The organism is Deinococcus taeanensis (genome assembly GCF_020229735.1).
Lineage (GTDB): Bacteria > Deinococcota > Deinococci > Deinococcales > Deinococcaceae > Deinococcus > Deinococcus taeanensis.
This window is the reverse complement of sequence record NZ_CP083455.1, coordinates 2,620,314-2,643,021: the sequence shown is the minus strand read 5'-3', so window position 1 is coordinate 2,643,021 and position 22,708 is coordinate 2,620,314. Positions and strand designations below refer to the sequence as shown.

The 22,708-nt window shown below is 70.1% G+C and carries 23 protein-coding genes and 1 pseudogene; 17 read left to right on the top strand and 7 right to left on the bottom strand.

The genetic code is table 11. The features are described 5' to 3' along the window. Positions 1-119 precede the first annotated feature (119 nt). From LAJ19_RS12700 to LAJ19_RS12675, 6 genes are all read right to left on the bottom strand, one after another. Positions 120-500 (bottom strand): hypothetical protein, encoded by a 381-nt coding sequence (locus LAJ19_RS12700; RefSeq protein WP_225476114.1) that lies wholly within the window; start codon positions 498-500, stop codon positions 120-122. A 180-nt stretch (positions 501-680) separates the two neighbouring features. Next, positions 681-1,523 carry a 4-(cytidine 5'-diphospho)-2-C-methyl-D-erythritol kinase gene (locus tag LAJ19_RS12695; protein ID WP_225476113.1) on the bottom strand — a complete coding sequence of 281 codons (843 nt, stop codon included), beginning with the start codon at positions 1,521-1,523 and terminating at the stop codon, positions 681-683. Beyond that, positions 1,520-2,173, bottom strand: a complete 654-nt coding sequence (gene ispD / locus LAJ19_RS12690) for a 2-C-methyl-D-erythritol 4-phosphate cytidylyltransferase (protein ID WP_225476112.1) — start codon at positions 2,171-2,173, stop codon at positions 1,520-1,522. The genes LAJ19_RS12695 and ispD overlap by 4 nt, the downstream gene beginning before the upstream one ends. Further along, positions 2,170-2,739, bottom strand: coding sequence for a UbiX family flavin prenyltransferase (locus LAJ19_RS12685; RefSeq protein ID WP_225476111.1), 570 nt, complete (start codon positions 2,737-2,739; stop codon positions 2,170-2,172). The genes ispD and LAJ19_RS12685 overlap by 4 nt, the downstream gene beginning before the upstream one ends. A gap of 52 nt (positions 2,740-2,791) precedes the next feature. Further along, positions 2,792-4,897, bottom strand: a complete 2,106-nt coding sequence (locus LAJ19_RS12680) for a hypothetical protein (protein ID WP_225476110.1) — start codon at positions 4,895-4,897, stop codon at positions 2,792-2,794. Beyond that, positions 4,894-5,466, bottom strand: coding sequence for a glycerol-3-phosphate acyltransferase (locus tag LAJ19_RS12675; RefSeq protein ID WP_225476109.1), 573 nt, complete (start codon positions 5,464-5,466; stop codon positions 4,894-4,896). The genes LAJ19_RS12680 and LAJ19_RS12675 overlap by 4 nt, the downstream gene beginning before the upstream one ends. A gap of 35 nt (positions 5,467-5,501) precedes the next feature. Here LAJ19_RS12675 and LAJ19_RS12670 point away from each other — a divergent pair, with 35 nt between their 5' ends. The 6 genes from LAJ19_RS12670 (at position 5,502) to LAJ19_RS12645 (ending at position 11,371) form a co-directional block, all read left to right on the top strand. Continuing rightward, entirely contained in the window at positions 5,502-6,221 is a 720-nt protein-coding gene (locus tag LAJ19_RS12670; protein ID WP_225476108.1) for a HesA/MoeB/ThiF family protein, read from the top strand. 180 nt (positions 6,222-6,401) lie between these two features. Next, a complete protein-coding gene (locus tag LAJ19_RS12665; RefSeq protein WP_225476107.1) occupies positions 6,402-6,752 on the top strand; it encodes an HU family DNA-binding protein in 351 nt (116 codons plus the stop codon). A gap of 136 nt (positions 6,753-6,888) precedes the next feature. Next, entirely contained in the window at positions 6,889-9,003 is a 2,115-nt protein-coding gene (locus LAJ19_RS12660) for a putative bifunctional diguanylate cyclase/phosphodiesterase (protein WP_225476106.1), read from the top strand. Between the two features lie 155 nt (positions 9,004-9,158). Next, positions 9,159-9,563, top strand: a complete 405-nt coding sequence (locus tag LAJ19_RS12655; RefSeq protein WP_225476105.1) for a hypothetical protein — start codon at positions 9,159-9,161, stop codon at positions 9,561-9,563. A gap of 49 nt (positions 9,564-9,612) precedes the next feature. Further along, positions 9,613-10,305 carry an aminoacyl-tRNA hydrolase gene (pth, locus tag LAJ19_RS12650; RefSeq protein ID WP_225523270.1) on the top strand — a complete coding sequence of 231 codons (693 nt, stop codon included), beginning with the start codon at positions 9,613-9,615 and terminating at the stop codon, positions 10,303-10,305. Further along, positions 10,280-11,371, top strand: coding sequence for a M42 family metallopeptidase (locus LAJ19_RS12645; RefSeq protein ID WP_225476104.1), 1,092 nt, complete (start codon positions 10,280-10,282; stop codon positions 11,369-11,371). The genes pth and LAJ19_RS12645 overlap by 26 nt, the downstream gene beginning before the upstream one ends. A 418-nt stretch (positions 11,372-11,789) precedes the next feature. On the opposite strand, the pseudogene LAJ19_RS12640 reads toward LAJ19_RS12645, so the two are convergent. Beyond that, positions 11,790-13,130 (bottom strand): annotated as a pseudogene (locus LAJ19_RS12640) (NF041680 family putative transposase). A 161-nt stretch (positions 13,131-13,291) separates the two neighbouring features. Between LAJ19_RS12640 and LAJ19_RS12635 the strand changes: the two are divergent. The 11 genes from LAJ19_RS12635 (at position 13,292) to LAJ19_RS12585 (ending at position 22,601) form a co-directional block, all read left to right on the top strand. Next, on the top strand, positions 13,292-13,849 hold the full coding sequence (locus tag LAJ19_RS12635) for a DUF4126 domain-containing protein (protein WP_225476102.1): 558 nt from the start codon (positions 13,292-13,294) through the stop codon (positions 13,847-13,849). 258 nt (positions 13,850-14,107) lie between these two features. After that, positions 14,108-14,479 (top strand): P-II family nitrogen regulator, encoded by a 372-nt coding sequence (locus LAJ19_RS12630; RefSeq protein WP_225476101.1) that lies wholly within the window; start codon positions 14,108-14,110, stop codon positions 14,477-14,479. Between the two features lie 20 nt (positions 14,480-14,499). Beyond that, complete coding sequence (locus LAJ19_RS12625; RefSeq protein ID WP_225476100.1) at positions 14,500-15,804, top strand: ammonium transporter; 1,305 nt, start codon at positions 14,500-14,502, stop codon at positions 15,802-15,804. A gap of 249 nt (positions 15,805-16,053) precedes the next feature. Beyond that, positions 16,054-16,434, top strand: a complete 381-nt coding sequence (locus LAJ19_RS12620; RefSeq protein WP_225476099.1) for a P-II family nitrogen regulator — start codon at positions 16,054-16,056, stop codon at positions 16,432-16,434. Further along, the gene (locus tag LAJ19_RS12615; RefSeq protein WP_225476098.1) at positions 16,431-17,741 is read left to right on the top strand and encodes an ammonium transporter; all 1,311 of its coding nucleotides are present in this window, start codon (positions 16,431-16,433) and stop codon (positions 17,739-17,741) included. The genes LAJ19_RS12620 and LAJ19_RS12615 overlap by 4 nt, the downstream gene beginning before the upstream one ends. Before the next feature lie 271 nt (positions 17,742-18,012). Then, entirely contained in the window at positions 18,013-18,330 is a 318-nt protein-coding gene (locus LAJ19_RS12610; protein ID WP_225476097.1) for a V-type ATPase subunit subunit G family protein, read from the top strand. Next, entirely contained in the window at positions 18,327-20,384 is a 2,058-nt protein-coding gene (locus LAJ19_RS12605; RefSeq protein ID WP_225476096.1) for a V-type ATP synthase subunit I, read from the top strand. Before LAJ19_RS12610 ends, LAJ19_RS12605 begins: the two co-directional genes overlap by 4 nt. 18 nt (positions 20,385-20,402) lie before the next feature. Then, a complete protein-coding gene (locus LAJ19_RS12600) occupies positions 20,403-20,705 on the top strand; it encodes a V-type ATP synthase subunit K (protein WP_225476095.1) in 303 nt (100 codons plus the stop codon). A 1-nt stretch (position 20,706) separates the two neighbouring features. Continuing rightward, positions 20,707-21,276, top strand: a complete 570-nt coding sequence (locus tag LAJ19_RS12595; protein ID WP_225476094.1) for a V-type ATP synthase subunit E — start codon at positions 20,707-20,709, stop codon at positions 21,274-21,276. A gap of 9 nt (positions 21,277-21,285) precedes the next feature. After that, entirely contained in the window at positions 21,286-22,263 is a 978-nt protein-coding gene (locus LAJ19_RS12590; protein WP_225476093.1) for a V0D/AC39 family V-type ATPase subunit, read from the top strand. Continuing rightward, complete coding sequence (locus LAJ19_RS12585; protein ID WP_225476092.1) at positions 22,260-22,601, top strand: V-type ATP synthase subunit F; 342 nt, start codon at positions 22,260-22,262, stop codon at positions 22,599-22,601. Before LAJ19_RS12590 ends, LAJ19_RS12585 begins: the two co-directional genes overlap by 4 nt. Positions 22,602-22,708 lie beyond the last annotated feature (107 nt).

Below are 22,708 nucleotides of genomic sequence, written 5' to 3'. Positions count from 1 at the left end.
ATAGCCCCAGAGCGCCAGCCGGCAGGCCCGGCGCCCCCACCGGGGGCAGGGGAGCGGCCCTGACCCGCCCGCTGCCGCCTCGGGCTGCGCGGGCGCGGGCCTCCCCAGCTCAGCGGAGGTTAGAAGTCCTCGTCACTGAGAACGGCATTGGCCTGGGCGCGCAGAGGGTGCAGCGGCAGGCGCTCGGTGAGCATCAGCAGGCCCTGCGCGCCGTCGTGCGACAGCCCGGACAGGAACGACGCGGCGACCGGCGTGGTGAAGCACGGCTGCGGCGCGGCGCCCATGCAGTCAAGCACACAGAACTCAAAGGCGCTGTCCTCGGGCCGTGACAGCTGACGCGTCACGGCCGCGCCGTACCCGTTCGTGAACTGAAACACCAGCAGTTCCGCGCCGGGCAGCGTGTGCCGCTGCGGCAGGCTGCTGACCCGCTCGAACGGCGCGCAGGGCACAGTGAGGGCAGGCGGCGTGGTCAGGATGGGCGGAGGGTCATGAAGGGTCATGCGCAGGGCTCCTCACGCCGCGCCGAAAAGCGCGGCCTTGACCCCCACGCTACGGCCTGCCCCCTTACCCCGCCCTTACGACCCGGAACCTCAAGACCGCCGCGAAGGCCCCCGGTTGCATTCACGCCTTCAGGTGGGGCATGGGCTCAGCGTGTCCAGGCGTTCAGAGGGGCCAAGCGTTCAGAGCGTCTGGGCGGCGCTCACCCACCAGTCCGGAAAGCGCCGCGCGAGCGCGTGCGCGACCTCCTCGGCGTGCGCCGCGTGGCGCGCCACGGCGAAGCACGTGCTGCCCGACCCGCTCATCAGCGGCGAGTGCAGCCCCGCCGCCTCCAGCGCCGCGAGGGCCGCCCGGATCGGCGCGTGCCGGGCCGCGACCGGACCCTGCAGGGCGTTCAGGTACGGCACCGGCCGACCGTTCGTGAGGGCCGCCAGGATGCCCTCCACGTCCAGCGCGGGCGTGAAGGTCTCCTCGGCGTCCAGCCAGGCGTAGGCGTCGCCGGCGCTGACCGGCACCCCTGGGTTCAGCAGCACCAGCGCCACGCGCGGCACCGGGGTAGGGGAGAGCACCTCCCCCACCCCGGCGGCCAGCGCCGCGCGGCCCAGCAGAAAGAACGGCACGTCCGCGCCCAGTTGCAGGGCCAGCGCCGGCAGATCCACGCCCGCCGGGTACAGGCGCGCCAGGGCCATCAGGGTGGTGGCGGCGTCGCTGCTGCCCCCGCCCAGCCCGGAGGCCAGCGGCAGGCGCTTGTGCAGGGTGATGGCCGCGCCCCCCGCCACGCCGGCGGCGTCCAGGTACGCGCGCGCGGCGCGGAACACCAGGTTGCGTTCGTCGGTGGGCAGGGCGGCGCCCTCCACCCTCAGGCTGAGGGTGCCGGCCGGGGCGATCTCCAGGTCATCACCGACGTTCAGCGGCACCATCAGTGAGTGCAGTTCGTGGTACCCGTCCGAGCGCAGGTCGCGGACGCTGAGGCCCAGGTTCACCTTGGCCGGCGCGAAGTACGTCACGGAAGAAGGCGCGGTCATGACGCCCCAGCATCCCATACCGGGGCCAGGGCCCGGGCGAGATGCAGGTCGCCGGGCGTGGTCACCTTGAACAGGCGGGCGTCCCCCGGCACCAGGCGCACCTCTCCGCCCGCGCGGGCGATCAGGCCCGCGTCGTCCGTCGCGGCGAAGTCGTCGGCGAGGGCCGCCTCGTGCGCCGCGAGCAGCGCCGCCCGCCGGAAACCCTGCGGCGTCTGCACGGCCCACAGGCCCTCACGCGGCGTGAGGTGCCCCCAGGCCGCCCCGTGGGCGCGGACCAGCGTATCGGCCACCGGGAGCGCCGCCGTCGCTGCGCCCACCTCAGCGGCGGCGGCAATCACGGCCTGCACCACTCCGCCCGGCAGGAAAGGCCGCGCCGCGTCATGCACGAGCACCACGTCCGCCTCCGTGGCCTGCAGCAGCGCCCGCACGGACGCCTGCCGCGTGGCTCCGCCCGTGACGGCACGGGCCGGCACGTCGTCCGGCAGGCGCAGCCCAGCCGGCAGCGCCACAAGCACCTCATCCACATGCGGCACGAGCGCCGCTGCGCTGCGGCCCAGCAGGCTGCGCCCGGCGACCTCCACAAACGCCTTCGGGCCCAGGCCCAGCCGCGTGCCCGCTCCCGCCGCCGGAATCAGTGCCGCGACCCTCACCCTTCACCCTCCTCCCGCCAGCGGCGGAAGCCTGGCACATCCAGCCGGAACTGATCCAGCACGCGGGCCGTGACGAAATGCAGCAGTTCTCCCACGTCCCGCGGCGCGTGGTAGAAGCCCGGGCTGGCGGTCATCACGGTGGCGCCGGCGTCATGGGCGGCCAGCATGTTCAGCAGCATCGGACGGGGCAGCGGGTCCTCTCGCACCACCAGTACCAGCGGCCGGCGCTCCTTGAGGGTCACGTGCGCGGCGCGCGCCACGAGGTTATCCGCGAAGCCCTGCGCGACCTTCGCCAGGGTGCCGGCGCTGCACGGAATCACCAGCATGCCGTCGGTGCGGAACGAGCCGCTCGCCACGCTGGCCGCCAGGTCGCGGTCGTCATGCACGCGCGCCGCCAGCGCCGTCAGGTCTGGCAGCTGCGGCCCGGCGCCCTCGGCGCTCATCACGCGTTTGGCGCCGCTGCTCACGATCAGGTGCGTCTCCACGTTCAGTTCACGCAGCGCCACGAGCGCCGCGTGCGCGTACGGCATGCCGCTGCCGCCCGAAACCCCCACCACCAGCCTCATGCCGGCAGGCTAGCAGTCCCGCGCGTGGTCACACCGTACGGCGGCCCTCACCTCAGACCGGCTGCTCGGCGTCGCCCTGCCGCTCCTGCCGCAAGCGGCGCGCGTGACGGACCTCTGCAGTCACGAACGCCGCGGTGTTCAACACGTACGTGAGCACCAGCGCGGCCACCAGCGACCCGCGCGGAGCGGCGCCCACCAGCGCGGGCAGCTGCGGGAACACCAGCAGGCCCGTCGCCGGACTCAGCGCGGCCACCAGCGCCGCCCAGCTGCCCAGCAGCACCCCGCCCCACGGGGAATCCAGCAGCGTGGACCCGGGCAGCAGCAGCCCCAGCACGCGGAAGCCCACGGGCCGCGCGCGGCGCAGCGGCAGCGGCGTGCGGGGCAGCAGCAGCGACAGGACCAGCAGCGCACTCAGGCCCGCGGCGGCCAGCAGGGCCAGCCCCAGGCGCGCCGATCCGGCCGCCGAGCCGTCCAGCAGGCGCAGCGGGTCGCCCAGCGCGCCGCGCAGCGTTACGCTCAGATCCCCGGTGGCCGCGCGCGTCAGGCTGCGCTGATCCGGGTAGCACAGCCGCGCCTCCCCGGGCCGGAACGCCCGCTGAAACGCCGCTTCCGGCGCCACCGGATTCAGGCCCAGGTTGAAGGCCGCGGCCATCAGGTCCGGACGGTCGGCGAGCGCCGCGCGGAACAGGTCACGGGCCTGCGGCGTGTCGCCGCGGCGCTGCGCGATCACACCCAGGTTGTTGCGCGCGCAGGCGTCCGGCAGCGCCCGGGTGTAGCGCTCGCGCGCCAGGCTGTCCTCGCCGTCCAGCTGCGCGGCCAGCCCGGTCAGCACCGCTGCGTCCGGCCCGGGGCGCAGGTTCAGGTCGTCCAGCTGCGCGTTCCCCCAGCCGCCGCCGTAGGTGCCGCTTGCCAGGGCCGGGGAGCGCAGCTGCGCCTGCGCCACGTTCGCCCAGTGCAGTCCGCCCAGCGTGGCCAGCAGCGCCGCGGCCAGCAGGGTCATGGTGAGCCGCTCGCTGGGCGTGGCGTACGCCACGAACACCCGCCGCGCGCGTGACACCGGGCGCCGCGCCCAGGACCGGTAGCGGCCGCCCAGCGCCCGGGTGTCCTCACCCTGTGCGCCCCAGGCGCGCACGCTCAGCGCCAGGAGCGCCGCGAGCAGACTCAGCGCCAGCGCCAGCGCCGCCAGCCGCGCCGCGTCCCGCACGGCGCCCAGGCCCTGCGGGCCGAGGTTGTACAGCGTGCCGGCACGCAGGGACTGCGCGAACTGCCGCCACTCGCCCGCCTCTCCCTCACGGCCCTGCGCTTCGAGCGCCTGCGCGTAGCGTTCGTACAGGGCGGGGCCGCCCTCAAAGCGGGGGTGCAGGTCGCGCAGGTACGTCATCCACACGCCGGCGCGCTCCAGGCGATTCTGATCCAGCAGCGTGCCCACGTACCCGGCGGGGTTTCCGTACGCGCTCAGCGCCGTGCGGCTCACCATGATCTCCGGGTCCACGCCGCGCGCCGCGGCGTCCCGCCGCGCACGGTCGAGTGCCAGATCCGCCGCGGACGGAAACCCCGCGCGGTCCAGGCGGGCAGCCAGCTGCACCCACGCCGGGAACGGCAGCGTGCCGTTCAGCGCGCGCCGCACCGTGCTCAGCGCCAGGTACGGGTCCCGCTGCGCCTGCGCCTCCCGGACGGCCAGGAACGGGTTGAGCGGATCGGCCTGGGCTGCGGCGCGCACCTCACCGGCGGGCACGCGGTCGGCCGCGTCGGACAGCCACCCGGTCACGGCCGGATCGGGCGGCAGCACCACGCGCTCCTGCACGCTCAGGCCGGTGCCGCGGCCAGTCAGGGTGAACCGTTCGGTCACGCCGCCCAGTTCGGTCGCGGCTGTGATCACGTCCCCGGAGGCGTCCAGCGCCGACACCAGGCCGGGCAGGTCCGCGCGGCCGGTCACGACCCCCCCGTCTCCCAGCGTGAACACGGCCGGGCCCGCCCCGATCAGCACCTCGTCACCGACCTCCAGCGGCCCGGTCAGCGGCCCCAGCGTGTCCGGCAGGGTGCGCTGCCACACCAGCTGCGGTCCGTTCTCCAGCCGCAGCGTCCGGCCCTCCAGCACGGCCGTGGCGCCCGCCTGGCCGCCCAGGGTCAGCAGGGTCAGCAGCGCCGCGCGCCTCACGCGCGCCCCACGCCGGGCCGCAGCAGCAGGTGCGCGCTGCGCAGCGCCATGACCGCCCCGCCCGCCAGCAGCGCCCCCCACCCGCCGAAGCGCGTGGCGAGCAGCAGCCCCACCGGCACGGCGATCAGCGCGGCGAAGGGCACCGCGTTGAGGTTCACGCGGCGCTGCAGCGTCGCGCGGTACACGGGAATCACGGTCAGCGCCGTGGCCAGCAGGCCCAGCAGGGTCAGCGGGGCCAGCGCCAGCAGCGCCCCCAGCAGCGGCGCGATGCCCCCGCCGCCCCGGAAGCCGAAGAAGACCGGGTAGCAGTGCCCGGCCACCACCGCGCCGGTCACCAGCCAGCCCGCGTCCGGCGCGGCCCAGCGGCACAGCAGCCCCGCCAGCAGGCCCTTGAGGATGTCCCCGGCCGTGACCAGGATCGCCGCGCCGCGCCCGTACTGCCGGTACGTGCCGCTGCCGCCCGGCAGGTCGTGATCGCGGATGTCCGCGCCCCGCCAGCGGGAATACAGCACCCCGCACACCAGCGACCCCAGCAGGTAGGCAACAACGGTCACGGTGAGTGCGGGCATACGCCGCGCATTCTACGGTGCCCTACACTGCCTGCATGACCCTCACCCGCGCGGAGCTGCGCCGGTACTCCCGGCCGCTGCTCGTCCCCGAATGGCTGGACGCCGGCGCGCAGGAACGTATCCGTGCGGCCAGCGTGCTTGTCGTGGGTGCCGGGGGCCTGGGCAGCCCCGTGATCGCCAGTCTGGCCGGAGCAGGCGTGGGCACGCTGGTCATCGCCGACGGCGACACCGTGGACCTCAGCAACCTGCACCGGCAGGCGCTGTACACCACCGCGGACGTGGGGCGCGCCAAGGCGGCCGTGGCGGCCGCGCGCGCTCAGGCCATCAACCCACACGTGCGCGTGCGTGCCGAGGCGCGCGTGGACGCCCGCACCCTCCCTGAGCTGCTGCGCGGCGTCACGCTGGTTCTGGACGGCACTGACAACTTCGACACGCGCTACCTGATCGCCGACACCTGCGCCGCCCAGGGGCGCGAGTGGGTGTGGGGCGCGGCGAGCGGCACCACCGGCATGGTCAGCGTGTTCGGGCCGCACCTCGGGCTGCGTGACGTGTTCCCGGAACCCGGCGACGACAGCAGCTGCGACGAGGCGGGCGTGCTGGGTCCTGTGCCGGCGCTGGTGGGGCAGCTCATGGCGCTGGAGGCCCTCAAGCTGCTGGGCGGCGTGGGAGAGCCGCTGCGCGGGCGCCTGTGGACCTTCGACGCCCTGAGCAGCCGCGCCCGCACCCTGACCCTGCGCGCCCCGGCCCCGCCCTGAGTTCCTGAACGGAGCACCAACATGAATCCAGGGCCCTGCACCTGTGCTTCTCAGGTGTGTGCAGAACGTCCCGGACGCCGCTGGGGTCTCTTGACGCCCGGCGCGGCTGTGTTACTGTGCGCCTGAGCCCACAATTCAACGCTCTCGTGCAGCTCGACTTCAGTCACCGGAGGTTCACGCATGGCCAGAAGCACCCCGTCCGCCGCGAAGAAAGCCGCCCCTGCGGGCAACGCCGAGCCTGCCCGCACCGACGCCGGCAAGATCGCCAAAACGCAGATCGTTGACATGGTCGCCGACCGCACCAGCCTGAACAAGAAACAGGCCGGTGACGCGGTCGCCACCGTGATCGACTGCATCGTGGACGCCCTGCGCACCGGCAGCAGCGTCGGCCTGCCCGGCCTGGGCACCCTGAGCATCGCGCAGACTGCCGAACGCAGCGGCGTGCGCCCCGGCACCAGTGACCGCATCACCATTCCTGCCGGGAAGAAGGTGCGCTTCAAGGTCGCCACCACCCTCAAAGGCACCCTCTAGCCCCGGCTTTCCCGGCGCGTCAGGCTGCTCCTGCACAGGGCGCAGCCTGACGTGCCGACCGTTCCAGGACCGCCGGGCCGTTAAGGAACCCCCCACGTGAACGTCCTGTCAGGCGCCGCCGCCTACGCTGCCGGGTATGCTCAGCCGCCTGACCTCAGCCCTGTCCCCCGCGCCCCGGCCGGACGGGACCGGACTGGCGGACGCCATCGTGGCCACCACCGACGTGCTGGTCGTGGTTCTGGACCCGCTTGGGCGCGTGGTGCAGTTCAACCCGGCGTGCGAGCGCCTCACCGGCCTGCAGTACGCAGCGCTGCGCGGGCAGGTGCTGTGGCCGTTCGTGCTGGACGCCGCGGAACGCGCCGGCGTGCAGGCGGCGTTCGAGCGGCTCATGGCCGGGACTGCCCCGCGCCGGCACGAGCACCACTGGCGCACCCTGGCGGGCGAACGCCGCCTGATCCTGTGGTCGTGCACCGTGATTCCCGACCCGCGGGGCGGCGTGGCGTTCGTGGTGGGAACCGGCATGGACGTCACCCGGGAACGTGAGGCGCAGCAGGCACAGGCCGAAAGCGAAGCGCGCTTCCGGGCGCTGTTCGACCGGTCCGCCGACGGCCTGGTCCTGCTTGACCCGCACGACCCGCTCGTGCCGTGGCGCATCGTGGACTGCAACGCCGCGTTCTGCCACATGAACGGCTACGAACGGCACGAACTGCTCGGGCAGTCCATTGACCTGCTGCACTCTCACCCCATGATGGCGCGGGACGGCCCGGACCTGCTGCACTGGATTCGTGAGGAGCAGCCCGCGCGCGGCGAGGGCGCGCACCTGCACCGCAACGGCAGCGTGTTCCCCATCGAAAGTGCCAGCAGTATCGTCACGCTCAGCGGCCAGGAGCTCATCCTGGGTCAGGACCGCGACATCACCGCCCGTCACCGGACCGAGGAGCGGCTCAGGCGCCTGGCCGAGCAGCTCGCGCACGAGTCGCAGCACGATCCGCTCACCGGCCTGCCCAACCGGGCGCTGCTGCTTGAACGGCTGCAGCTGGAACTGCGTCGCAGCGTGCCGGAAGAGCAGACGCTCGCGGTTGTGGCCGTCGGCCTGGACGGCTTCCGGCGGGTGAACGACACGCTCGGGCACGCTGCGGGCGACGACCTGCTGCGCGAAACGGCGCGGCGGCTGCGCGACGCGGCCTGCCCCGCCCACACCGTGGCCCGCACCGGCGGCGACGAGTTCACGGTGATCATCCCGGCCGCCGGCGACCCTGAAGGCGCCCTGCGCGCCGCACGCGCGCTGCACCGCGTCGTCGCGGAGCCCCTGCACCTGAACGGCCAGCTTTTTCCGGTGCGCGCCAGCCTGGGCGTGGCGGTGTGCCCGCCTGACAGCAGCCTCCCTGCCAACCTGCTGCGCCAGGCGGACATGGCCATGGCGCAGGCCAAACGCGACGGCGGGCACACCACGCGGCTGTTCTCGAAAGCCCTGGACCTCGCCGCGCACGGTCAGCTGCACCTGGAGGTGCGCCTGCGCCGCGCCGTGCAGGAGGGCGGGCTGCACCTGCATTACCAGCCGCAGGTGGACGCCCACACGGGCGCCCTGCTGGGCTTCGAGGCGCTGGTCCGCTGGACGGACACGAAACTGGGCGCCGTGCCGCCTGCCCGCCTGATCCCCGTGGCGGAGGACACCGGGCTGATCCACGAGCTGGGCGCCTGGGTGCTGAACGAGGCCTGCCGGCAGGCGGCCGAGTGGCGCCTGCGTGTTCCGGTGGCGGTGAACGTGTCGGCCGCCGAACTGATCCGGGAGGACTTCACGGCGCGCGTGCGGGCCGCCCTGGCGCGGCACGGGCTGCGGGGCACGCAGCTGAAGCTGGAACTCACGGAGCGGTTCGCGCCGCGTGATCTGCGCCGCGCGTCGGCGCACCTGACGCAGCTGCGCGCGCTGGGCGTGCAGCTGTCCCTGGATGACTTCGGCACCGGGCACGCCCCGGTGGCCACCCTGATGGGGCTGCCTCTGAACGAACTGAAGCTCGACCGGGCCCTGACCGCCGCGGTGGCCGGTTCGGCCGCCGAGCAGCGCGTGGTGGGCGCCCTGATCAGCCTGGGCCGCAGCCTGAACCTGAACGTCGTGGTGGAGGGCGTGGAGACCCAGGAGCAGCTTCAGGCGCTGCGGGACCTGGGCTGCAGCGCCGTGCAGGGGTACCTGACCGGCCGGCCCGGCCCGCCGGAGGTCTGGACCACCCTGCTCGAAACGCTGGACGCCTGAGCGCGCCGCGCGATCGGCAGGCGCGGGGGTGCCGCGCGGGGCTTCACGGTCCCTCCGCGCCGCCGGCCCCACACGTCCTGGTTCCTGTGCCTTTCCCGGCGGGGCATGAAGGCGGCAGGCCACCCGGCGGGGGCGGCCCTTGCTACGCTGCCGGTATGACTGACGCTGCCGTCCGCACGAAACTCACGGCCCTGGTTCCGGCCCTGCGGCACTTTCATTCGGCGCTGCTGGATTTCGCCAAGGGCGAGTACGAGTTCATGAACGGGCCCGTGAAGGGGCCGTTCGAGCTGTACTCGCTGGTGATGAACCATCCGCAGTTTCAGTGGCTGCGGCCCCTGTCGGGCCTGATGGCCACGCTGGATGAGGTGCTGGACGCCCGGGACACCACCCTCAGCGAGCGGAACCTGACAGACGTGCAGCAGGCGCTGGGTCTGCTGTTCGCGGACAGCGACACGCGATTTGCCGAGTTCCGCGCCGGGTACGTCCGGGCGCGCGGTGACGCGCGGGTGCGTGAAACGGAAGCGAAGTGGCGGGAAGTGCTCGGTGGCCTGCAGGCCTGAACCGCAGGCGCCTGCAGGCACGGCAGTCCGGGGTGAAGTGGGTATGAGTATGAAACTGATCGTGGGCCTGGGCAACCCGGGCAGCCAGTACGCGCAGACGCGGCACAACGTGGGCTGGCTGGTTCTGGATGAGCTGGCCCGGCGGGCCGGAGCGGCGTGGCGCCGGGAAGGCAAGGACGCCGAGGTGGCCGAGGTGCGGCTGGGGCCGGGTGTGGGCGTGAAGGTGCTGCTGGTGCGGCCGCTGACGTTCATGAATGCGTCCGGGAAGGCTGTGGCGCCGCTGGTGTCGTTCTACAAGCTGAGCGGTGAGGCGCTGCTGATCGTGCAGGACGATCTGGACAGTCCGTTCGGGCTGCTCCGGGTGCGCCTGGGCGGTCGGCACGGCGGGCAGAACGGCGTGCGGGACATCGTCCGGCTGCTGGGGCACGAGGCCTTCGCGCGGCTGAAAATCGGGATTTCACGTCCGCCGGCCGGCTGGGCCGTGAGTGACTGGGTGCTGAGCCGCTGGCGGCCGGAGGAAGGTGCGCCTCTGGCCGAACTGGTGCGGCTGGGCGCAGACGCCGCGGAGCTCTGGGCGGCGGGCGGACTGGCGGAGGCGCAGGGGCGGTTCAACAGCACCGACCTGCGGCCGAAGCCGCCCGAGCCTGCTGCGGTGGGTGTCCAGTCTGATCGAACTGCGCCGGACGGCCCGGACGCACAGGTGCATACTGGCGGGCGTGGCGAAAAAACCGAAGAAAGCTGACGCGGCCCCCGCTGGGGAGCCGGCCGCCCTGCGCCTGGACGTCCTGATGCACCTGTCCGACCTGCCGGGCGTGCCCGGGCAGGAGGACGCCGTGCGTGAGTACGTGCTCTCGCAACTGCAGGGCCTGGTGGACGACGTTCGCGTGGACGCGCTGGGCAACGTGATTGCCCGCCGGGCTCCCCGTGACGCGGGCCGTGAAGGCACCGAGCGGGTCATGATCTCGGCGCACATGGACGAGATCGGGTTCCTGGTGCGCTTCATTGATGACCGTGGGTTCCTGCGGGTGCAGGCGCTGGGGGGCTTCGACACCCGCAACCTGTTCGCGCGGGGCGTCATGGTGCACACCCGCGGCGGCCCGCTGCCGGGCATCCTGACGCCCGGGGGGAAACCGGTGCACATTGCCAGCGCCGAGGAACGCAAGAAGATTCCGGAGGTCAAGGAGTTCTTTATTGACCTGGGCCTGGGTGCCGATGAGGTGCGTGCGCAGGTGCGGGTCGGGGACATGGTGACCCTGGACCAGCAGGCCCGGCGCGTGGGGAACCTGATCTGCGGGAAGGCCATGGATGACCGGGCCAGCGTGTTCCTGCTGCTCGAAACGCTGCGCGCCCTGCGCCACGAGGCCCCTCGCCACGAAGTGATTGCCGTGTTCAGCACGCAGGAAGAGGTGGGACTGCGCGGCGCGATCACTGCCGCGTATGGGGTGCAGCCCACCGTGGGCATCGGGCTGGACGTCACGCTGGCCGTGGATACGCCCGGTGTGGGGCCGGATGAGGTCGTCACGAACGCTGGGCAGGGCATGGGCATCAAGGTGTTCGACTCGACGATGATTTCGCACCGGGCCCTGGTAGACCAGTTCTGGGATCTGGCGCAGGCGCGCGGCATTCCCGCGCAGCTGGAGGTGCTGGCGCTGGGCGGTACGGACGGCGCGGCCATTCAGCGCAGCCGCGAGGGGGTGCCCACCCTGACCCTGAGCCTGCCCACCCGCTACATTCACACGGTGGTGGAGGCTGTGCACGTCAACGACCTGCGCGCGGGTGTGGATCTGCTGCTGGCGTACCTGCGCTGAGCCGTCTGGTCTGAGCGGCGGGCGGTCCTATCCGGTGAAGGATGGGGCCGCCCGCCGCTGGCAGGGGCTTGGGGGTGCAGAACAATCAGGTGCGCTTCGTGCGCCCCACCTGTCAGCGCCCACCGACCCTGCCGCGCGCTGACAGGTGGGGCGGGCCGGGAGCAGAGGGGGGTGGACTCCGGGAGAGCAGAGCTCTGCATCGAGATCGAGGTCACCCTGCCAGAGCGTCCACACGAGAAGAGGAAAGAGCCCACCTGTCTGCAGAAGCATCCTGGAGGTCCGTCTCCCCCCAGACGACCTTCATCCAGGCCATCATCCCCCTCGGCAGACTCTCAGTGAACTTCTCACCCACACGCCCTAACTCGTGATTTAAGCCGACCGCGCTTGTCGCGGTCGTTTGTTTTAGGATCGACAGTCGTCAGGCGCTCTTTTTCAAGGCGGGGAAGCGAGGTGCGCGCCCTGAACACTTCCCTTTGGGTCGTCCTGGTGAACGGCCTGACGGTTTTGGCGCGCACGCTGGACTTCCCAGGGGCACCAATAGTTGGATAAAACCTTGCCTGACCCGACCTGGCGTCAAGCGACCACGTTCCTGTGGTCGCTGCCATGGAAGACGGGCATCAGTCACGACTGGCTGCGCCAGGCGCAGTTGGGTGAAGGCCAGCAGCACCAACAGCGTCCAACGGTCCGCCTGCTCCGGATGACGCAGACGTGGTGTTTCCTAATTCAGCGTCTGCTTGCAGAAGCGGAACGTATGTTCCAGATCGAACCGACGCGTGTAGGCGCGCCACAGCATCGCCAGATCCGGCACGCCTGATCCCCGCCACCAGAGCCAGAACGCCTGCGGTTGACGCGTTTCCCGGGGCAACTTCGCAACCTCCAACAACAACACGGTCCCGCTGTACGTCGGCTTGAAGTGACGCGATCCTGGCCGAGTGTCCTGAGTGGTCTTGACGTGTAGCCCCGTCCAGGCACGCACATGGACGGTCCCGTACTGCTCTGTGGTTTCCAGATGCTCCAGATGGGGTGCCGGCCAAGTGGTCTGGTCCGCGCACAGAAACTTGGCCCCATGAATGCGTGGGCGACCTCCCTGGGGACCTGGACGCATCGTGACATCAAAAAAGAACCGCCGGTTCCGGCGCACACGGACCAGGACGCTGACTCTGTCAGCGTCTTTGAGCTTCGACAGACGGGTCGGGTCATACCCGCCATCGAACACGAACAATGGTGCTGTGGTCCCTGGGGGCAGCAGCCTGCTGACGTGCTGGACCTGTTCATCTGCAATCTCGTGCGGTGTGTGATCAGGGGTAACCCGACGCACATCGAGGGGTGCGGTCCAACTACTGCTGACAGGTCCAAGCTGGGCGACCCAGGAGTAGGACCAGCCCGCGACCACAGGTTTTCCAGCGCTGTGACGACTCGGATGATAGAAGTACCCCCGCTGCGGACTCGTCTCGGCATCGTTTCGTACCCAAGTCGACGTATCGATGGCGAAGACGAGTGGCTGGTCATGGTTCAGGGTGGTTCCGACCAGCTCTCGAACACGCTCGGTATCGAGCGTGCCCCTGGTCAATGCCGCGTATAGGCTGCCATGACCGCGCTCGAAGGGCCCCTGCAAGCTAAGGTGCGCGAAGCTGGGCACCAGTCCTGCCACAGTGATGGCGTCGAACAAGTTGAACAGTGCATCCGAACGATGGTCGAAGCAGTGGTAAACGTCGTTCCGAAAGGCCTGCAGACGGTCAAACGGAGCTGAGGCGTTCATGCTCGATAGTACAGAACACTGCCTACAGCGGCTTCAAACAGTTAAATCACGAGCTTAGCGCCGAGGTTCGAGCTGCATTCCCCTGGCCTGAAGGCGTCTCTCAAGATTTCCGGCACGGTCTCCTGTGGCAACAGGTGGGGTCAGGCGCCGTAATAAGAGGTATGGAACTTCTGTCCGGGCTGCTGTCGTCGCTGGGTCTGTCCGGGGCAGCCGGTCTGAACGCGTACATTCCGCTGCTGCTGGTGGGTCTGTTCTCGCGTGCAGGCGTGGTGCATCTGAATGCACCGTTTGATCTGCTGGCGCAGCCGTGGGTGCTGGTGGCTGTCGCGGCGCTCGGTCTGCTGGATTTTGTGGGCGACAAGATTCCCGGCGTGGATCACGCGCTGCATGTGGTGGGCGGCGTGGTGAACACGGCGGCGGGCGCGGTTCTGTTCGCTGCGCAGACCGGCGTCGCGGATGTGCCTCCGGCGCTGAGCCTGGCGCTGGGCGTGGTGGTGGCGGGCGGCGTGCATGCCACCCGCGCCGCCGCTCGGCCGGTGGCGACGGCCACCACGGGCGGTCTGGCGAATCCGGTGGTCAGTACCGTTGAGGACGGTACCAGTCTGCTGCTGAGTGCCCTGGCGGTGTTTGCGCCTTTGATCGGTGCGCTGCTGGTGGCAGTTCTGGGGGTCGCGGTCTACCGCTTCTGGACGCGCGTCCGGCCCCGCCGCCTGGTGTAGAGAGGGTCGTGGCCCTGGTGGCCAAGGAGGGGAGAGGAGAGGTGCCCCTCACCTCTTTTGCTGCAGGTTGTGCGCAGAAAAATTGACAGGCAGCAGGCGGGGTCACCTCTGCGGTCCTGAAGGTGATGGTTTTATGCCGGGTGTCTCCTAAAATCTAGTCAATCGTTCAAAAAATCTTTGACAATCTGCACTGTGATTCCTAAGCTGAGTCATGCAGGGATGCGATCACTGCAAATTGAGCGGAAAAAAGGAGACGCCATGAAACTCATCACGGCCGTCATCAGGCCCGAGCGCGTCCAGCAGGTCAAGGAAGCGCTGTTCCAGGCGGGCATCAGCGGCATCACCCTCTCGCGCGTCAGCGGGCACGGCGGCGAGCAGGAAATCGTCGAGCATTACCGCGGCACGCGCGTCATGGTCGAGTTCAGAGACAAGGTCGAGGTCCGCATGGCCGTCAGTGACCCGTTCGTGCAGGCTGCCGTGGACGCCATCTGCCGCGGCGCCCGCACCGGTGAGGTCGGCGACGGGAAGATCTTCGTGCAGCCCCTCGAGCAGGTGTACCGCATCCGCACCGGTGAACGAGACGCAGCCGCCCTGACGCCCGTGACCGAAACCCGACTCACGCCCGCCTGACCCGGGAAAGGAGTGCACCCATGAAGATCAAGCCCCTGCTGCCCCTGGCCCTGCTGCTCAGCGGCGCCGCACTCGCCCAGACCGAGACGCCCACACTGGACACCGGCGACACCGCCTGGATGATCGTCGCCTCCGCCCTGGTCCTCCTGATGACGCCCGGCCTCGCCTTCTTCTACGGCGGGCTCAGCCGCACCCAGAGCGTTTTGAACACCATGATGATGAGCGTCGTCTGCATCGGCCTGATCGGCGTGCTCTGGATGCTCGGCGGGTACTCCATCGCCTTCGCGTCCGGCGGCAACGCTTTCTTCAGCGGCCTCGGCAACGCCGGCTTCACCGGCCTGAAGGACCAGCTGACCGGCACCATTCCCTCGTACATCTTCGCGGCCTTCCAGGCCATGTTCGCCATCATCGCCGTCGCCCTGATCAGCGGCGCCGTCATTGAGCGCATGCGGTTCGGCGCGTTCGTGCTGTTCGGCGCCCTCTGGAGCCTGCTGATCTACGCCCCGCTGGCCCACTGGGTCTGGAACGCGGACGGCTGGCTGTTCAAACTGGGCGCGCTGGACTTCGCGGGCGGCACCGTTATTCACATTGCGGCCGGCGTGAGCGGGCTGGTGGCCGCCACGGTCCTCGGCCCCCGCCTGGGCTTCCCGCGCACGGCGCACGTGCCGCACAACGTGCCGTTCGTGCTGCTCGGCGCCGGGCTGCTGTGGTTTGGGTGGATGGGCTTCAATGCCGGCTCGGCGCTGGCCGCCAACCAGACCGCTGCGCTGGCCTTTATCACCACGCTGGTCGCCCCGGCGGCGGCCATGCTCACCTGGCTGGGCCTGGAAAGCGTCCGGAACGGTAAGCCCACCGCGGTGGGCGCCGCCACGGGTCTGGTGGTGGGTCTGGTGGCCATCACGCCGGCCTGCGCGTTCGTGAGTCCCGCCGCGTCCGTCCTGGTGGGCGTCCTGGGGGCCGCCGCGAGCTTCGCGGCCGTGCAGTTCAAGGCGCGTATGAAAGCCGACGACGCCCTGGACGTCTTTGCCTGCCACGGCGTGGCCGGCATCGTGGGGGCGCTGCTGACCGGCGCGCTGGCTTTCACGACCGGCAGCGGCAAACCCTGGGGTGAGCAGCTGGTCGTGCAGATCATCGGTGTGCTGGCCGCCATCGTCTGGACGGGCGTGGGCTCCTTCCTCCTGCTGAAACTGGTGGGCCTGCTGATGCCGCTGCGGGTGCCTGTAAATCAGGAGATCGCCGGGATTGACGTCAGCGCGCACAGCGAGCAGGGGTACTCCGACAGTGAGACCGGCCTGGGCGCACCGGTATTCGTGGGCGGCGACTGAAGTTCGTGCGGCTCTTCTCCTGACTTCTTCTGGGCCGCCTGTGGCCTGACCTGCAACTCCGATCCTCCACGTTCGCCTGCTCCCGACCGCATCCCCGGGAGCAGGCCTTTGTGAGCCAGTGGCCTGTTTTTGGTTGTCTGATGCTTCTTTCGTTCACGTCCTGCAAAAAAATTCCACTTTGGAGCGGATTGAACCGACGTTTCTGGACAAATCGTCCATTCACAGTGAACGGGTGGTTACTCTGGGGGTATGAAACTGGTTACGGCCGTCGTGCGGCCCGAGCGGGTCCAGCAGGTCAAAGAAGCGCTGTTCCAGGCGGGCATCAGCGGCATCACCCTCTCGCGCGTCAGCGGGCACGGCGGCGAGCAGTCGGTGGTGGAGCACTACCGCGGCACGCGCGTCATGGTGGAATTTCACGACAAGGTCGAGTTCCGCATGGCCGTCAGTGACCCGTTCGTCGAGGTGGCGGTGGACGCCATCTGCCGCGGCGCCCGCACGGGTGAGGTCGGTGACGGCAAGATCTTCGTGCAGCCCCTTGAGCGGGTGATCCGCATCCGCACCGGAGAGGCGGATACGGCCGCCCTGACCCCCGTGACTGAAACCCGTCTCAACCCGCCGGGTGGACAGTGAAACGCGCGCTGCCCCTGCTGGGACTGCTGCTGGGAGCCGCTCAGGCACAGACCCCTGGGATCAACGGCGCGGATACGGCGTTTATCCTGGTGGCCGCCGCCCTGGTGCTGGTCATGACGCCAGGACTGGCGATTTTCTACGGCGGTCTCGTGCGCGCCGGCGCCGTGCTGAACACCATGATGATGAGCTTCGCCGCGATGGGGGTCGCGAGTGTCGCGTGGGTGGCGGTGGGCTACACCCTGGCGTTCGGGCCGGGCGGAAACAGCCTGATCGGCGGACTGTCGCAGGTGGGCCTGGGGCACATGACCGGCGAGGTGACCGGGACGATTCCCACGTCGCTGTTCGCCGTGTTCCAGATTCTGTTCGCCGTCATCACGCTGGCCGTGGTGAGCGGCAGCGTGGTGGAGCGCATGCGTTTCCCGGCCTTCGTGCTGTTCGGGACGCTGTGGGTCCTGCTGATCTACGCTCCTCTGGCGCACTGGGTGTGGAGCCCGGACGGCTGGCTGAACCGGCTGGGCCTGCTGGATTTCGCGGGCGGCACGGTCGTGGAGGTCGCCAGCGGCGTGAGCGGTCTGGTCGCGGCGCTGGTGCTGGGCCCGCGCCTGGGTTTCCCGCGGTTCGTGAGCGTGCCGCACAACGTGCCGTTGGTGCTGCTGGGCACCGGGCTGCTGTGGTTCGGGTGGCTGGGCTTCAACGCCGGCTCGGCGCTCGCTGCCAACGGTGTGGCCGCCGCGGCCCTGCTGAACACGAATACGGCCGCGGCCGCTGCGCTGCTGTGCTGGATGCTGTGGGATCAGGTAAGAGGCGGGAAACCCACCGCGGTGGGGGCCGCGACCGGCGCGGTGGTGGGTCTGGTGGCGATCACTCCGGCGTGCGGCTTCGTCACGCCCGGCGGCGCGCTGCTGATCGGCGTGGTGGCGAGCACCGTGTCGTTCTTCCTGGTGGCGAACAAGCACCGCCTGCTGCCGGACGACGCGCTGGACGTGTTTGCCTGCCACGGCACCGCCGGGATTGTGGGGACGCTCCTGACAGGCATCCTGGCCAGTCCGGAAATTAACCCGGCGGCGCGCGGGCTGCTGGCCGGACACGCCGCGCAGCTGGGCACGCAGGTGCTGGGTGTGCTGGTCGCGGCCACGCTGGCCGGCGTGGGAACCCTGGTGCTGCTCCGGGTCACGGCGCTGCTGACCCCGCTCCGGCTGGGTGAGCGGCAGGAGGCGCTGGGCGTGGATCTCGCGGAACATCAGGAGGAGGGGTACCAGGAAGCGCAGAGTCCTCTGGCCGCGCCGGTATTCGTGGGCCACGACTGACACGGACGCCAGCGTGAATGGGCCCCTGCCTTCACCCGGCGGGGGCCCATCCCTTTGGCGGACGCGCCTGCCTTTCGCGTCTGCCCCTGCAGGGACGCTTGCCCTGCCGGATGCATAAAGTCGCTGTGTTAGGATGGCCGACGAGTCTGACGCAAACTTTCACAAAAAAGGGTCGGGCCACCGAAAAACTCACCGCACCCCCGCCACACCTCATGCCCATGGGGCGCCTGACCGGGGTGCTTGAGTCACGAAGGGAAAGGAGGAGTGAGTTTTGGACGTTTCAAGTCGAGTCTTAAGTGAACTGGCCAGCCGCGAAGCGGCACTGGACGCGCAGATTGAAGCGGCTCGCGCGCAGGCGCAGGAGACCGTGGAAGCCGCGCAGGCCCAGGCCGCAAGCATCCTCCGCGACGCGGAGGCCCGCGTGAAGGCCATGCAGGCGGAGCAGGATCTGCAGCTGGAGCGCGAAGTGCAGCAGATCCGCGAGCAGGCCACCAGCGCGGCCCACGAGCAGGCGCAGGCCACCCGCGCCCGCGCCGAGGCCAAGCTGGGTCAGGCCGTCGACACCATCATGAGGGCGGTGCTTCCGTGATCAACCCCATGCAGCAGGTCGTGATCGCCACACGCAAACGCGACAGCGAAGCGGTCATTGCGGCCCTGCAGGACGCCGGGGTGCTGCACCTCAAGCCCATCACGGGCGGACCACTGAACACCGGCACTCTGGCCGGCGCCGACGCCCAGCACCGCCGCGAGGACGAACGCCTTCTGGCGCGCGTCGAGAGCACCATCGCGGAGCTTGGCAGCCACCGTCCCGCGCCGTCCCCGCTGCCCGCCGAGAGCCGCTGGGCCGAGGTGATCGAGCAGGCTGCGCAGCCCGTGGCCGCGCTCGCCCGCCAGCGCCAGGAACTGCAGGCTGACCTTGACGCCGAAGCCGCCTACGGTGACGCGGTGCGCGCCCTGTCCCGCCTTGCCGGCGGGCTGGACCGCAGCCGCCGCGTTGCCCTCCTTCCTTTCGTGCTGCAACCCACCGACAACGTCGCGGACCTCGACGCGGCCCTCCGGGCTGACCTGGCTGACCGGTACGCCCTGGCGACCGAAACGGTCGGCCAGAACCGCGTCGGCCTGATTGCCGTGCGCCGCAGCGAGCGTGACCTGGCGCGCGGCGCGCTGGGCCGCGTCCGTCTGGGTGAACTGCGCCTTCCGGGGCGGTTCGACAGCCTGACGCTGAGCGAGGCCGGCGCCGAGATGGAACGCGTCGCCCGGACCGGCCGCGGCCGCCTGGGCGAACTGAACGCCGAGCGGGACCGTCTGGCGCAGGCGCACGCGCCCGCGCTGTACGCCCTGCGTGACGTCCTCAAGGACCGCGTCGCCATTCACGACGTGCGCGCCGTGTCTGCCCGCGGCAAGTACAGCCTCGCGCTGCAGGGGTACGTGCCCGAGGACCGCATTCCGGCCCTCCGCGCCGCCCTGGACCGCTTCAGTGACGCCGTAAGCTACGAGCTGCACCCCGTGGACGAGCACCACGATCACCTCGTGCCGGTTGACCTGAAGAACAACAGTTACGTCAAGCCGTTCCAGACCGTGATGGGTCTGATGACCCCACCCAAATATGGCACCTTCGACCCCACGTGGGTGGTGGCGCTGTTCTTCCCGCTGTTCTTCGGGATCATCATGGCCGACATCGGCTTCGGCCTGCTGTTCCTGGCGTTCGGCATGTGGCTGATGGGCAAGGCCCGGCGCAACGAGGGCTGGGACCTGAGCTTCTTCGGTGCGTACGTTCCGCCTGTAACCGTGCATGACCTGGGCTTCGTGACGAACGTCATGGCCGCCTGGACCATCCTGTGGGGCTTCCTGACCGGCGAGTTCTTCGGAACCTTCCTGGAGCACCTGCACGTCTTCTACATCAACCCCGAACTGCTCAACAGCCTCTGGAGCTGGACAGGCGTACGCTACCCCGTTGAGGAAGGCGTGAGTCACTCCGGGCTGTTCCCCATCCTCTTCCCCCGTCTGGAAACCGGGTACTTCAGCAACGTCGCGCTGGTGTTCGCGCTGTGCTTCGGGATCCTGCAGGTGCTGTGGGGCTGGGGCATTCGCGTGCAGCAGGGCCTCAAGCACAAAGACCCCGTCCACACCTGGGAAGGCGTGGCGCTGTTCGGCGGCGTGTCCGCCCTGATCCTGATGGCGTTCGCCACGAAAGCCGGCAAGGACTTCAGCGCGTTCGGCAACCTCAGTGACCCCCGCGTCCTGCTGATGTACCTGGGCTTCCTGGCCTTCGTGGTCGGCTGGCTGCGCGTCATCAAGCACTTCCCCCTGCTCCCCATCGAACTGCTCTCTCAGGGCGGCGCGGTCGTGAGCTACGCCCGTATCTTCGCCGTGGGCCTGGTGTCCGCCATCCTCGCCAAGCTCTGCACCGACCTCGGCTGGAGCATGTACGAGCGCATCGGCATCCTGGGTATCATCCTCGGCATCCTGCTGGGCGTGGCCCTGCACTTCCTGGTGCTGGCCCTGACCCTGATCGGCCACGTGCTGCAGCCACTGCGTCTTCACATGGTGGAGTTCCTCAACCCCACCGGCTACAACGCGGACTCCAGCCCCCGCTACAACCCCCTTCGCCGCCTCAGCCCCGCACAGGGGCAGGTTAAATAACCTTCAGGAGTGTTCACCATGACCAAGTACAACAAGATCGTCCTCGCGTCCCTCGTCTTCGCCCTCGCCAGCACCGGTGCCGCTCAGGAAGCCGCGGCCGCCGGCAATGACTCCCTGTACGAAGGTCTGCGCGCCGTGGGCGCCGGCCTGGCGCTGGGTCTCGGCGCCATCGGCACCGGCATCGCCCAGGCCCGCATCGGCTCGAGCCTGGTGGGCGCCGTTGCCGAGGACCCCAGCAAGGCCGGCAGCCTGCTGCTGTACTTCCTGCTGCCTGAAACGCTCGTGATCTTCGGCTTCCTCGCGCTGTTCATCCTCCGCTGATATGGCCCTCGACAAGCTCCTCGAAAACGAAGCCCAACAGGAAATCGAGCGCATTCGCGCCGAGGCCCAGGGCCGCGCCGAGCAGATCGTCACCGAAGCGCAGGAACGCGCCCAGAGCCTGATCGAGTCCCGCACCCGTCAGCTTGAAACGGCCCGTCAGGCCGAGCTTGTGCGCGCCCGCAGCGCCGCCGACCTGGACAGCAACGCCCAGCGGCTGTCGGCCGCCGACAGCCTGCAGGCCCAGGCCTTCCAGGTGTCCGAGCAGTACCTGCATGCCAGCGTCACCTCGCCCGAGTACCCCATGATCGTGGCGAACCTCCTTCAGGAGGCGCTGCAGGTGCTGCCCAACGCCGAGGCCGTCGAAGCGGCCGCCGCCGAGCACGACGCGGTGCGCCAGGCGCTGGGCCAGCTGGGCCGGCACCTGGACGTGCGCGTCAACGAGCAGGTCCGCACCGGCATCCGCCTGGTGGGTCCCGGCGGGAAATCCAGCATCCAGAACACCCTGGTCGGCCGGCTCGAGCGCGTGCGCGGCGACCTCGCCCCGCAGATCAGCCGCCTGCTGGCCGAGTAAGGACACTGCATGCCCGACGACTACGCTTACATCAACACGCGCGTCCGCATCATGCGGACCAAACTGCTCGACGGACGCTCGCTTGACTCGGCGCTCGCGGCGGGCAGTTACCAGGAGTTCCTGCGGGTCCTGACCGAAACGGATCTCGCCGCGAACCTGCGCGACACCACCACCGAGACCGCCGGACTGGGCGAACTGGACCAGGCCCTCAGCCGCAACCTGTTCGACACCACCCGCAAGGTTCTGGGCTTCGCGGACGGCGACGCCAAACGCGAAATCCAGGCCCTGCTCATGAAGTGGGACCTCGTGAACCTCAAAACCGTTGCGCGCGGCATCATCGCCGGGCGCGGCGCCGACGCCATCCTGGCGAACCTGATTCCCGGCGGCACCCTGAAACCCGGCGCCCTGCAAAGCGCCGCGCAGAGCACGGACCTGCAGAGCGCCGCCGCCGCCATCGCCCTGAGCGGCCACCCGCTCGCTGCGGCGATGCGTGCCGGCGCGCAGGCGTACGCCACCAGCAACCGCACGCTGGATCTGGAAGTCGCGCTGGACCAGGGGTACTACCGTCACGCACTGAACGTGGCGCGCAACACCAGTCTGCGCCGCTACCTCAGCCGCGAGATCGATATCACCAACGCACTGATCGCGCGCACCAGCGCCGGCCAGCCCATGAACCCCGCGCTGTTCGTGCCGGGCGGCAAGCTCGACGCGGCCGGGTACGCCCGACTGGCGGGCGGCGACGCCGGCGGCCTGAACGACGTGGCCGCGATTCTGGAAGCTGGCAGTCTGGAAGACGCCGAGGTCGCCGCCCGGCGCGCCCTGGACACCGCCACCCGCAGCATTGCGGCCGGTGACCCGGAAGGCGTGGGCCTGATCCTGGACTTCCTGCGCCGCAAGGAAATCGAAATTGCCAAACTCCGCCTGATCGGCCGCGGCAAGTTCTACGACCTGCCGATCGACCAGATCCGCCGGGAGGTGCAGGCATGACCCAGGGCAACACCCAGCGCGTCGCGGTGCTCACCGACGCCGAAACCGCCACCGGGTACCGCCTGGCCGGCGCGGCCGTCTTCGAGGCGACCCCCGACACGGCCGTCGCGGCCCTGGAACAGCTGATCACCGAAGGGCAGTACGGCCTGGTGGCCGTGGACACCGGTCTGATTCCGGACCCGGCCACTGCCACGGCCCGCGTCATGCGCGGCCGGACCCTGCCGATCCTGCTGCCCGTGCCCAGCATGAGCGACGCCTTCAGCGCCGACACCGTGGACGCCAAGGCGTACATGGGCAAACTCGTGCGCGAAACCATCGGCTTCGACATCAAGCTGTAAGAACCGGTCGGGGGGCCTCCGGCGACACGGAGCCCTCAGGGTCAGGGCCACAAATGCTGCCCGGTCCTTTCCCTAGACTCTGAACCCCGCCCCCCCGACCCCCTTCA